The 12720-nt window shown below is 63.6% G+C and carries 7 protein-coding genes and 1 tRNA gene; 4 read left to right on the top strand and 4 right to left on the bottom strand.

What is annotated here, in order from left to right:
- Positions 1-18 precede the first annotated feature (18 nt).
- A tRNA-Arg gene (locus ACGFNP_RS21530) sits at positions 19-90 on the top strand.
- Between the two features lie 385 nt (positions 91-475).
- On the opposite strand, the gene ACGFNP_RS21525 is transcribed toward ACGFNP_RS21530, so the two are convergent.
- Positions 476-1600, bottom strand: a complete 1125-nt coding sequence (locus tag ACGFNP_RS21525; protein ID WP_393321118.1) for an IS30 family transposase — start codon at positions 1598-1600, stop codon at positions 476-478.
- 710 nt (positions 1601-2310) lie between these two features.
- Here ACGFNP_RS21525 and ACGFNP_RS21520 point away from each other — a divergent pair.
- Positions 2311-5871: an NB-ARC domain-containing protein gene (locus ACGFNP_RS21520; protein ID WP_393321115.1), complete on the top strand. Its 3561-nt coding sequence runs from the start codon at positions 2311-2313 to the stop codon at positions 5869-5871.
- A gap of 415 nt (positions 5872-6286) precedes the next feature.
- Positions 6287-7009, top strand: a complete 723-nt coding sequence (locus tag ACGFNP_RS21515; RefSeq protein WP_393321112.1) for an HAD family hydrolase — start codon at positions 6287-6289, stop codon at positions 7007-7009.
- Between the two features lie 500 nt (positions 7010-7509).
- On the opposite strand, the gene ACGFNP_RS21510 is transcribed toward ACGFNP_RS21515, so the two are convergent.
- Positions 7510-8172 carry a hypothetical protein gene (locus tag ACGFNP_RS21510; protein WP_393321109.1) on the bottom strand — a complete coding sequence of 221 codons (663 nt, stop codon included), beginning with the start codon at positions 8170-8172 and terminating at the stop codon, positions 7510-7512.
- Between the two features lie 225 nt (positions 8173-8397).
- On the opposite strand from ACGFNP_RS21510, the gene ACGFNP_RS21505 reads away from it, so the two are divergent.
- A complete protein-coding gene (locus ACGFNP_RS21505; protein WP_393321106.1) occupies positions 8398-9183 on the top strand; it encodes a GntR family transcriptional regulator in 786 nt (261 codons plus the stop codon).
- A 217-nt stretch (positions 9184-9400) separates the two neighbouring features.
- Here ACGFNP_RS21505 and ACGFNP_RS21500 read toward each other — a convergent pair whose 3' ends face one another.
- Together ACGFNP_RS21500 and ACGFNP_RS21495 are read right to left on the bottom strand one after the other, a co-directional pair.
- Positions 9401-10879 carry a DUF4246 domain-containing protein gene (locus ACGFNP_RS21500; RefSeq protein ID WP_393321103.1) on the bottom strand — a complete coding sequence of 493 codons (1479 nt, stop codon included), beginning with the start codon at positions 10877-10879 and terminating at the stop codon, positions 9401-9403.
- 68 nt (positions 10880-10947) lie between these two features.
- Positions 10948-12177 (bottom strand): transposase, encoded by a 1230-nt coding sequence (locus ACGFNP_RS21495; RefSeq protein ID WP_393321100.1) that lies wholly within the window; start codon positions 12175-12177, stop codon positions 10948-10950.
- Positions 12178-12720: the final 543 nt, after the last annotated feature.

The raw sequence follows: 12720 nt of genomic DNA, 5'->3' as shown, positions 1-12720 counted from the left end.
AGCCTTATCACTCGTTGAGCCCCCTTAGCTCAGGGGATAGAGCACCGGCCTCCGGAGCCGGGTGCGTAGGTTCGAATCCTACAGGGGGCACACGATCTTGACCGGCGGTTTTGGCCGCTGACCAGGGCGAACAGCGTACGAACGGGCGGGCCTCCAGTCTCACGGAGTCCCGCCCGTTGTCGTTGACGCCCACTGGCTGTGGGCCAGCCGTGGGCTACCAGTCTGGAGTCTTGGTATATCGCTCGACATCCTGTCCAGCTCAGAGGTTGGCGGTCAGCGATCAGAAAGTGTTGGCGATGGTCATCCCTCGCCGCGCCTGCAGTCGATCCGTACGTGGGTGCGCCGGGATGATCTGGATGACGGCCGCCGCCAGGACGGCCTGTCAAGTGCCGAGAAGGTGGAGCCGGCCTGGTTGCGGCGTGAGAACAAGATTCTCCGCGAGGAGAAGGAGATCTTGCGCAAGGCCGCCTTAGATTCAAGGAGTCAAGGCAACACATTGGGCCGGGGTTCGGTAGCCGAGGCACTTGCGGGGGCGGTTGTTCAGTCGGGCGGCCAGGGCGTCAAGGTCGGCCTGGCTGTACAGGCTCAGATCGATGCCTTTTGGTAGGTATTGCCGGATCAGTTTGTTCGTGTTCTCGTTTGTGCCTCGCTGCCATGGGCTGCGCGGTGCCGCGAAGAAGACGTCGACGCCGGTCGCTTCGGTCAGCAGCCGGTGGCCGGCGAGTTCCATACCGCGGTCCCAGGTCAGAGTGCTGAGCAGGCGAGCATCCATCATCGATAACGCCTGCTGCAGGGCGGGGATGACCGTCGTGGTGTGACGGCTGGGTAGCGCGACCATGGTCAGGTAGCGGGACTTGCGGTCGACCAGGGTCGCGACCTGGCTGTTCTTGGCTCCGACGATGAGATCGCCTTCGAGGTGGCCGAGTTCGGTTCGGGCGTTGGCTGCGTCAGGCCGTTCCTCGATCGGCCGCGCCCCGGTGATCTGGGATCGCCACTGGCCCTTGACCGTGTTCTTCTTGTTTTTGCGGATGGGACGGCGCGTGCGCAGCTTGGTGCACAGCTCCCGCGGGATCACTTTCCACCGGGTCGTGTAGATCGCGCGGTAGATGCTTTCGTGGCTGATCCGCATGAGCGGGTTGCCGGCGTGCATCAGCCGCAGATGCCCCACGATCTGCTCCGGGGACCACTCGTTGTCGAGCAGTTCGATCACCAGCTGGCGCAGCACCGGGTTGTCCTGCAGGGCGGACGGTTTTGGGCGACGTGCCTGCTCTTGAGCGCGTTGCTCGGCGGCGACCGCACGGTACTTCACTCGGCCGCCGTTGCGGGCGACCTCCCGGCTCACCGTCGATGCCGGACGGCCGATCGACACGGCGATCGAACGTAGTGAGGCTCCAGCCTCGAGGCCGCGAGAGATCGATTCCCGGTCCTCGGCGCTCAAACGGTCGGCCCGGCGAACCCGCTCGGCTGGCGCGATGCCGCCATGGTGCTTCAGCACCGTGAAAACCGACCCCGGGGGCTTGCCCAGTGCCCGGGAGATCACGCTGATGGAGTCACCGGCGCGCCACTGCCGCCACAAGTCTTCTTTCATCACGTCCGACATTCCCGGCCGACCCATCCGAGCCACGATCCACCCATCCACTAGCAGCGTTGCGTTGATCGTTTGAATCTAAGGCGGCTTTCTTCGCGCGGGAGACGGAGCACATACGCACCGAACTGGTGACTGACGCACTGACGATGGCCATCCACCAGCGCCGCCCCAGCACCGGAGTGATCCATCACAGTGACAAGGGCAGTCAGGCAGTACACTTCGATCGCCTTCGCGTCCCTAGAGTGCGAACTAATTCGACCGGCGCACATTCCGGACCAGGCCAGAGGCCGAACGGGCGATGTTCGGCTACATCGAGGGGCTGTACAACCCACTCCGCCGTCACTCCGCCGTCACTCCACCAACGGCAAACTCAGCCCCGCCGAATACGAACGCCGACATGCGCTCAAGAACACCCAAGAAGGCGACTATGCTGCCACCTATCCGCCAGCCCTGCCGTGTCCACCAAACCGAGGGAACTCCAGCGGAACCTCAAAGCCTGATCAAGTTCGAAGAGCCGGCATAGGCCAGATGCACGGGTTTCATGCCATTATCGATGCATGAGTACAGCGCTACTCGTATAACCAGCTTTAGCCCAACTAGGATCCTGTATGTAACCTCACGTTGGTGTTGCGTACCTACGTGATCTGGCGCAGCGGATAACCTGATACAGAGGGTGCTGTGGTGTTATGGTCGGTCGGGTTCAACATCAACCGAGGTGATGGATGGCGCGCAGAAGGTTTGCGTCCGCTGTGGTGGCAGGGCTGCTGGGCGTGGTGGCGATTGGGGTAGGGCTGCCGGTCAATGTAGTAAGTGAATATATTCCGGCCGAGGTCCAAAACAACCGACCCCTATGGATTGGCGCCTTGGCGGTCGCTGCCCTGGTAACTATGGGGTTGACCTGGCTTGCGCCTGGCTTAGCGGAGCAGCGGTTTCGCGGCGAGCTGTTTCAGATACCGCCACTGTCTCGGGGATGGGTCGTGCGCCCAGAACTAGCTGACTTGGTGCAGCAGCTGCGGATCAAGGGCAGCGGGATGGTCGGCATCACCACTGGGCTGGTCGGAGCGGGAGGGTTCGGCAAGACGTCATTAGCGGCGGCGGCCTGCCATAACAACCAGATACGTCGCCACTTCTCAGGTGGGATCGTGTGGATAACAGTGGGACAAGAACGATCCAATGCCGACGTGGCCACACTCCTGATCGACATTATTACGGCGATCGAAGGCAACCGGCCACCGATGTCCGACCCCGAACTACTGTCGCATCATTTGGCCGCTGTACTCGCCAGACGTGGCCGAGTACTGCTCGTGGTCGACGACATTTGGAATTCCAGCCAATTGAAGCCGTTCCTGCCAGCCGCTAACAAGTCGCGCTTGCTGGTCACTACACGATTGCCGCGCACGTTACCGCACGGGTCTGACTTGGTGAAAGTTGACGCAATGCCAACACCGGCAGCCCGAAATCTGCTGACGCGTGACCTGCCTCCCCTTCGGCGTGACGCCGAGGCGGAGTTGCTGCGACTGACCGGTTGCTGGCCGTTGCTGCTGGCGCTGGTGAACACACGCCTCCTCCATGACGTGGGGAACGGCGCTCAGGTCGCCGCCGCCGCCGATCGGGCGACCACACGACTGCGGGATGCCGGGCCAATGGCCTTGGACATCGGCGAAGTGGAACAGCGAGAAACTGCTGTTCAGGCCACCGTGGAATACAGTCTCGGAGCTCTTTCGGGTGATGCTCGGGCACGATTCATGGAACTAGCTATCTTTCCAGAAGATGCCGATATTCCGATAGACTTGATCGCGATGCTGTGGTGCAATATCGGACTAAACGCTGCCCAGGCGCAGCAATTGTGCGATGAGTTCGCCGGACTGTCGCTGGTGAGTATCGGATGGGTAGATGGGTCGACTGCAGCGGTTCGCATGCATGATGTCATCCGCGCCTACATATTGGCTAGCGAGGGGATGGGCAAGGAATGGGCGCAGTGTCATTTGCGGTTGATAGATGCAGTACGCGCGAGCACACCTACCGATGGCGCCGGAAGAACATTGTGGTGGGAGCTCTCTTTCGAAGCGGACTACCTATGGCGTCATCTCGTCTACCATTTAAACTCCACCGGATGTCAGCAGGAAGTGAATGACCTAGCCTGCGATATTCGGTGGATTGTATCTCGGATCTTGCAGTCGGGGCCGTGGGCAATGGAAGGTGATCTAAGATATTCCACAACAAAACAAGCGGCCCAATGTCGTCGGCTTATCGCACGATCTGGCTATCTGCTTGAGAATCTGGAATCTCGCGATCTGAGCACCGGAAATATCCTATCTCATCTAAATTCTCTACCCATCTTAAATGAACAAATCCAGCGCTATTACCGCGACAAGATTCCTTACCTGGCTCCGACCTGGCTAATGCCGGAGAGTGTAATCAACGGCCTGATACGCACCCTTCCCCACCACGCTGGCGAGGTACACGCGGCGGCGATGTCTCCCGATGGTGCGTGGCTGGCCAGCGCCTCGGAGGACGGCACAGTCCGTCTATGCGAGGCCGACGGCAGCGAACGCGCCACCCTCAGCCACAAAACTGCAGTGCTCGCGGTAGCGATCTCGCCAGATAGCACCTGGCTGGCCAGCGGATCCTACGACGGCACCGTCCGCCTGTGGGAGGCCGACGGCAGTGAACGCGCCACCCTCGCCGGTCACACCGACTGGGTCAGTGCTTTGGTGATATCTCCCGATGGCGCGTGGCTGGCCAGCGCCTCGGAGGACGGCACAGTCCGCTTGTGGGGAGTCGATGGCAGCGAACGCATCGCTCTCGACCACAATATGGCGGTTTGCGGCCTGGCCATCTCGCCGGATGGCGCGTGGCTGGCCAGCGCCTCAGTCGACGGCACTGTCCGCTTGTGGGGGGCGGACGGCAGTGAACGCGCCACCCTCGCCGGTCACACCGACTGGGTTCGCGCTTTGGTGATATCTCCCGATGGCGCGTGGCTGGCCAGCGCCTCGGAGGACGGCACAGTCCGCTTGTGGGGAGTCGATGGCAGCGAACGCATCGCTCTCGACCACAATATGGCGGTTTGCGGCCTGGCCATCTCGCCGGATGGCGCCTGGCTCGCCAGCGGTTCCCGCGACGGCACTGTCCGCCTGTGGGAGGCTGACGGCAGTGAGCGCGCCACCCTCGCCGGCCACACTGGGCCGGTTTATGCGTTAGCGATCTCGTCCGATGGCACCTGGCTGGCCAGCGGATCCTTCGACAGCACTGTCCGTTTGTGGGAGGCCGACGGCAGTGAGCGCGCCACTCTCACTGGCCACACCGCCCCGATGGACGCATTAATGATCTCGTCCGATGGCACCTGGCTGGCCAGCGCCTCAGATGACGGCACCGTCCGCCTATGGGAGAGCCATAAGAAGGGAGACAGCTCTCCTGCTGGCCACGGCACATCGGTAACCGCATTAGCAATCTCGCCGGATGGCACGTGGCTGGCTAGCGCCTCCGAGGAAGGACCCGTCCGTCTGTGGGAGGCCGACGGCAGTGAACGTGCCACCCTCGCTGGCCACACCAAGCGTGTCAATGCTTTAGCGATCTCGCCGAATGGCGCCTGGCTGGCCAGCGCCTCAGTCGACGGCACCGTCCGCCTGTGGCAAGCGGACGGCAGCAAGTCGACTGTTCTCGCACGCCATGGCCACGTAGTAACCGCCTTAGCGATCTCACCGGACGGCACCTGGGTTGCAAGCTGCTCCTATGATCAGACCCTACAAATGGTGCGGTGGCGAGAGGACGAGATCTCACGTACCGAACTTTTCGCCCACCGCGCCCCAGTGCTTGCCTTAGCGATCTCGCCGGATGGCACGTGGCTGGCTAGCGCCTCAGGCGGCGGCACTGTCCGCCTGTGGGAGGCTGACGGCAGTGAACGCGCCATCCTCACCGGTCACACCAGTTCGGTGAACACGGTCACGATCTCGCCGGATGGCACGTGGCTGGCTAGCGCCTCAGACGACGGCACTGTCCGCCTGTGGGAGGCTGATGGCAGTGAACGCGCCATCCTCACCGGCCACACCGACTGGGTTCATGCGGTAGCGATCTCGCCGGATGGCACCTGGCTGGCCAGCGCCTCAGACGACGGCACCGTCCGCCTATGGGAAGCCGCTGAGGATAGCCTTTGTCGAATCGTTGTCTGCACCAGCGGTTGGCTGCGTTGCCTCGCGTGGCTACCGGATGGGGAGAATCTTGCTGCCGCTGGCGCGGGCGGCCTCTACCTTTTCGCCGTCAACGATCCAAGGTCCAAACTCTAACTACGCCGACTGGCCAGTGAGTGTGCTCATACTCGCTCGGGGCTCGTACTCGATATCTCGATCAACTCGGCAAGCTCTGGGGCCTTCACACTGATCGGGGTTCGACTGGCACATCTCAAGCCAGCACCGATCAGCGCCGTCGATGTAGTCCTGCCCGACTCACCTGATGCTTGACGCTTAGGTATCGAATGATGCTAGTCCCGCGCTGCTTAGTACGCTCCTTCACTTGTTCCGAGTGATCTCCTGCGTGGTGGTTCGGTTCGCCGTTGTCATGCACGGGGGTGACGTGGGTGTCGTCGATCAGAAGGCCACCCAGCCCGCCGTCACCGAAGTCCTCGACTGAGGCTTCGCACCGCGGCCGTGGGATGCTCGGCGCGCGGGAACCAGCTACACCAGGACTAGAAGGGACAACCTCATGCCGATCCAGGGTGTGCTTTTCGATGTGGACGACACCCTGTTCGACTACTCGACTTCGGAAGAGGTCGGCGTGCTCGCCCACTTGCAGGCCGAAGGACTGCTTGAGAAGTTCCCCGACCCCACCACAGCACTCGCGCTCTGGCGGAACATCATGGAGAGGCAGTACGCCCGCTTCCTGAACGGCGAGCTCACGTTCACCGAACAGCAGCGCGAACGCACCCGGGAATTCCTCTCCCACGTTGGGCAGAGCCCGCACGCCAGCGTGCCGGACCAGGAAGCCTCCGCCTGGTTCGCCGGATACCAGGCTCACCGTAACGCCGCCTGGGCGGCATTCCCCGACGCCGAGCCCGTCCTCAGGAAACTCGCACCCAACTACCGCCTCGGCATCGTTTCCAATTCATCCGCCGACCACCAGCGTCACAAGCTCGACGTCATCGGCCTCCTGCCCTACTTCGGCGACACGCTTGTGTGCTCTGACCAGCACGGTGCGGCCAAGCCCGCGTCGAGCATCTTCGTCGCCGGCTGCACCTCCCTCGGCCTCCAGCCGCATGAAGTGGCCTACGTCGGGGACAAGTACGCGCTAGACGCGGTAGGAGCCCACGAAGCAGGGCTGCACGCCTACTGGCTCGACCGCGCGAACACCAGCGACAGCACGGCCATCAGGAACGACATTCGAGTCATCCACTCCCTCGATGAACTCCCAGCCGCCCTCACCGGCTGAGCTCTGTTGGCATCATGCCGACCATCGCGACACCTCGCCGAGGCACAGTCAGCTGTCGATGTAGTCCTTTCCTCGATGGAGCCAGGGGACGCGGCATGACGCCATCCTGCTCGTTGCGTCCAGGTTGGCCTTGAGCGCGGCGAAACACTGAGTGCGGAGCTGTTCCGCCACGCCCGCCGTGTTTTCAGGAGACGCGTGGCAGCGATAATGCTGTGGGCTCTTCGCGTGGTGTCCGGTTGCGGCGCCTGGACTCAGCGGCGGTACGAGGTCGGTCTTTGAGATGTTCCTGCGCATGCTCGGTGAGGAGAGTCATCCAGATCGAACGCGCCTGCTGATAGAGCCCTCTTCCCGTCTCCTCGTAGCCCTCTGGCTGCTTGGTCCGGAGGATCAGGAACTCGCCTCCCTGGCAGGCCCACTCGTACGCTCCACAGCATGAGGTCTCCGTGATCCGAATGCGGTCCCTTGGCCGAAGCAGGGACTCCCACCGTGGTGCAGACAGATCAGGAAGCTGGACCACGGCACGTCGCTTCGACGGCGTACTCCTGCAGGTAGCGGTAGACGTTGCGGCGGCTCCGCTGCCATGTGCAGGCGAAGGCGAGTTCTAGGGAGGTGTGGGCCACCAACTCCTGCTGGAGGCCAAAGGTGATCTCCTCGGTGGTCAGTTTGGGTAGGGGTCTTGCTCGCCAATCGCCGAGAGGGTCACGGCAGACGTAGAAGCGTCTGAATGCGCCGAGCATGTCCGGGTCAGGCGCGGCTGAGTCCTCTGTCGTGCGCACGTCGTGGGTGAGGTGCATAGCTCTGTGGTGGGCGTTTCGTGGTTCCGCCATGTCACGGATGGCGGTCGCCGCCTCGGCGGCCGCTCGCAAGCGGCTGTTCAGGCTGGCGTCTGTTCTTGGCTGCTGTCCTGCCATGTCCCAGTGATCATTGTCTGGGGTCATGATGCGCCTCCCTGCGCTTACGCAGGACGACCCATGTGCGATGCCCGGTGTGGTCGCCGGACGCGCCGAAGGATATGGCGGCGCTGGATAGTTCGGCTGTCTCGAAGCCCCGGTGTCGTCGAAACCGCCAGGATCGTGGACCTCGATGCGCAGGCTGTCGGGTGTCACGTCGATCTGTGTGTGGATGAGTTCGTCTCGCTTGGTGCGCCGGATGGCAGCAGACACCAGAGCGCGGGTGGCTTGCTCAGCGTCGCTTGCGAGATCCGGGCGTTCGGTCTGGGCGACAGCGCGTGCCCAGTGGCCGACACTCTCGATACACGTGTCGGTAGGGGATAGAGACAGCCGGTACACCACGCAACCTTCTGTGTAGGTTCTGTATCTATCCGTAAGCTTGAAGCTTGCTGGTAAGGCTGTCAAGCTACCGGCGTGGATCGAGATGCTGATCGCCCTATGTACCTCCGCGTAGCGGACACGTTGCGCAGGAGGATCGCGGCAGGGGAATTTCAGGAAGGTGATCGCCTTCCGTCCGTGCCGAGCCTGGCGGCCGACTTGGGCATCTCGCGCTCGACGGCTGCCGAGGCGCTGAAGGTGCTCATCTCCGAAGGTCTCGCCGTTGCCCGATCCGGCTCGGGCACTTATGTTCGTCTGCCCCGGGAGCCGCAACGGCTGATCCGCGCGTGGCATCGTGCGACGCCGTACGGCTCGCCGTTCAGGCAGGACATGGAACGGCAGGGCCGTGAGGCCGGCTGGACCTACAAGTCACGGACGATCCAGGCCCCACCAGAGATTCGCGACCGCCTGGGCCTCGATGAGCCCGGGGAAGGCATGGAAGATGTGGTGCGGACTGACTATGTCTTCTCGGCCGACGGGGAGCCGGTCATGCTTTCGACCAGTTGGGAACCGCTCGGGGTTACCCGCGGGACGCCGATCGTGCTGCCGGAGGACGGGATGCTGGCCGGCCGCGGAGTGGCCGAGCGCATGCTGAGCATCGGCAGGCCCATTGACGACTGGGTGGAAGAAGTCGCGGCACGGCTCGGGACGGCCGAGGAGTGCGAGCGCCTACAGCACCCGCCCGGCTCGATCATGGTGACGATTCAACGTACGTACCACGCCGGGGAGACGCAGGTAGAGACGGCAGACATCGTGGTACCGGCAGACCGGTTCGCACTGGTCTACAGCGGCAAGATGGGTCGTGTCTCAGTCTCCGACAAGCTATCCGCCGGGGAGAGCGCCTGACCTCGGCTCGCGACCCGGTTCTCCGGAACCGGGCGGAGGGCTTCAACATCTCCGGCCTGTTCCAGGCGGCGACGGAATGCTTCTGGTTGCGGGCTTTACGCGCATGGACTGACGCTCGCACCCGAGTCGTGTCGCACTTGCCCGCAAGAATTATGAGTACGGCCCTGCAGGCGAGGTTTCGCCGGAGTTGGTGACAGGAAGGAGTGATGGCGATGGTTCAGTGCTCGCACAGGGAGAACTCTCGCTCGTAGAGCTGCTCGTTGTGTTCGTCGACGAAGAATTTGCGTTCCTGCATGAGTTGTTCGCGGTAGCTCTTGGCCTGATCCAGCGTCATGGTCGATGTGGCAGACCATGGCTGTTGCGGCGGCACATCGGATGTCGAGACAATCGTTACCGACGGATCGACCAGGAAGAACGCAAGGATTTTGCGATATCCCGGCCGGGTGGGGTCCGTGAGGCGAAACGAGCCGACGCGGTGTTGCAGGATGTTCGGGAACGCCAGGCAGCGGCCCGCTGGGGTCGATGCCGATCCCAGCACCTGATTCAGTGGGTCTTCGTCGTTCAGGCCATAGACCTCACGCACACCGGTGTCGTCATTCTGTTCGTAGTCCGGGTCGTCGACTGCCGCCCGGAAACTCAGTCGACTTTCTGTGATGTTCTCGCTGTCCCAGTAGTAAATGCCGGTCGAGACGATCCGCTCGTTCATCATCCCCTCGACATGCCAGGAACCGCCGGGGTACTCGAGCTTGTCCGGGGTGAGATGAATAGTGGCGAGCTTGACGATGACCTGGAGACGGCGGCCGCGCAGGTCGACTCGAGCGGAGTCATCGGGCAACGCGGGCGGGATGAAGACCGGGGCGTCCGGGACGACCGGGCCGCATTCCTCCATGGCTTCTTCCTCAGCATCATAGGCGTCGTCGTCGGAGGGTTCGACCGGCTCGTCCGGGGCCTGGTCGTACCACGTGTAAGGATCGGCCTCGATCCGCAGGGGCCGCGGATGGCGCAGATCGGTGAGCACGTTCTCCAGCAGCGGGCGCAGGCGCGCAAACAGGACTGGCAGGACGGAGGTGAGTTCGCGATGAGCCACGGGGTGGACATTGTTGACGTACGAACGGAAGACGACATCGCCGTCGTCGCCGACCTCGACATCCGTGGGTAGCCACTGGAATTTCTCCGAGAATTCGTACCGCAAACTGCCGGCTGCCGGGCTCTGCCATGCCCGCTCGGGTGCGCCGCTCACCTGACGCACGAGGCAGAACAGTGAGGGATGAACCAGATCCAGTACCTGGCCATTGGATCCCGGATGCCAATCCTGTTCCGCTTCGGGGACCTGTTCCAAAACCCGAACCGCCTCGCGCAGCCGGGACCTGAGCTCGTCGTCGACCAGTGTGTCCGACTGCCACACCCCATCGACGGCGGACACCTCGATGCCGGTTCGCCCGTCCCGCAGCTCGGCGTAATACGCGAGTTCGGCAAGCACATAACGAATCTGCGCTTCGGTCAGGCCCTCGGCAACCGCTTCTCGCGTCCACCTGGCGACGATTTCGGCGTCGTTCATCTTGACGAACCACCCTGGCTTCGCCCGAATGTGGGCGCTGCACTGCATCATCTGAAGTTCCCGCAATGTTCGGGGCTCCGCGAACGATATTGTTCGGGAAGCAAGAAAGGGCAATGGGAAAGCAGACAGGTCAGTCAATTCTCTCGGTCCTCCCAGTTAATGCGTAAGCATTCATCAGCTCTGTGACGCTCTGTGATGCTTGCCGGTCAGTCGGTCAGGGCGATCGGGGGCATCCAGAGGTGGCCGGTGAAGGCTCGGCGGATCGCGTCCAGGGCGTTCAGGCCGCGCTCCAGCAGGTTGCGGCCTGGGGCACGTGGATGCAGCGACAACCCGACGGCCACACCGTGGTGGAAGGACTCCCAGTGGACCAGCGCCCGTTTGGGCGGGATATCGGTGAAGTGTTGGGCGGCCGCCTTCTTGGCCTGCTCGTTCAGTTGCGGCAGTGCCCAGCGGACCTGGACGGGCCAGCGCTGTTGGGGGTGGTCTTCAGCGGCACCGGTCAGCTCGCGGGCCAGGTGCGCCCCGCACAACTGATGGCGGGCATCGGGGTAGCCGACATACAGGGCCAGCGAATCGCCGCGAAAGTCCGGCAGCACGCCCAGCGTGTTGGCGCCCTCGCGCGAGCGCGGCCCCAGGCCGAGTAGGGTGAGCCGCTCGGTGCAAGCCACGTGCAGCCACCGCTGCCCGCCACCGATCCGGGTGGTGGTCTCATCGGCGTGCAGCACATGCCCCAGCGTCAACAGAGCACGGATCAGCTTCAGGCTGTCGGCCACCGGGCCCGCGGCCTGCCCCAACGCCCCTGACGCCCAGCCGGTCGACACGTTCGCGCAGGTCAGATCACCGATCAGCCGCGCGGTCCGCTCGACCGGGATGTGCTGGAAGTCCAACAGGTAGGCCGCCAAAGCGCACAGGTGTAGCCCGTAAGAGGTCGGCGAGCCGGCCGCCGTCACGGGCATCGCCGCCCGGGTCGTCATCCCGCACCTACACCGGCACCGATGCGCCCGATGCTCGGTCGCTGTCACACGGATCAGGGGGATGTCCCATACTTGGCGGCGCTCGTATCCGGCGCCGTCGGCCAGGATCAGCCCGGCTCCGCACCCGCCACACCCTTGGGACAGATGATCGTCGACCCGGTCCGGGGTCTCGACCATGGCCAGCCCACCACCCGCCGAACCCGGCCGACCGCCCCGCCGCCGCCCGCTCCTGGGCGTCGGCTTCTTCTCTGGCCGGATGAAGGCGGCGGCCGACGGCAGCAGCGAAGAGTTGCCCGAATGCCTGTTCAGCCGCCGCTCCAACTCGGCCACCCGAGCCGAAAGCCGCCCATTCTCCGCCCGCAGCCGTTCATCCTCGGCCAGTAACTCAGCGATGACCCGCGCCTGCTCCACGACCAAGGCGGCAAGCTCGTCATACGACGGACGCCCATCCCCAGCCTGCACCGAAAGATCATCCCACGAGCCGCCGCGACGTGTAACCGGCCCAGGCTGATGGAGACAGAATCCGCTCCCTGGCGCGGAGGCATCCGACTGCCGTGGACGCCCTCGGTGCCGCGGCCCTCTTCGCGCTGAGCGCGGCCGACCTTCCCGACGCGGCGCTTGATGTTCGAACCTCGGCGATATTCGTCCTGCTGGCAGTGGTCGTCGCCGCGCCGGCGGCACGCCGCAGGTGGCCACTGTGGACGTTGGTCGTCACCACACTCGGGGTCGTCCCCGCAGTGGCATTCGGCAGCGACCTCGAACCGTTCTCATTCCCGTTCCGGTGCCGGTGGCGATCGCGACGTACACGACCGTGGTCGGAACGGACCGGTGGACCGGTGCCGAAACCTGGCACTCGTGGGCAACAGCTTGGCGCTGAGCGTCCACACTTCTGTTTGTCATCCGACCATACTGATCAACGAGAGAAGAGCATGCAGCGAAAGAACGGAAAGAGAAAAAGCGTCAAAGAATCTGCGCCGTCGTGTTGTTTGGCGTTTGCGGGTTAGT

The sequence above is a fragment of the Nonomuraea sp. NPDC049269 genome (genome assembly GCF_043197155.1).
Classification (GTDB): Bacteria; Actinomycetota; Actinomycetes; order Streptosporangiales; family Streptosporangiaceae; genus Nonomuraea.
The sequence above is the reverse complement of the archived record's forward strand: the minus strand, read 5'-3'. Positions and strand labels throughout refer to the sequence as shown.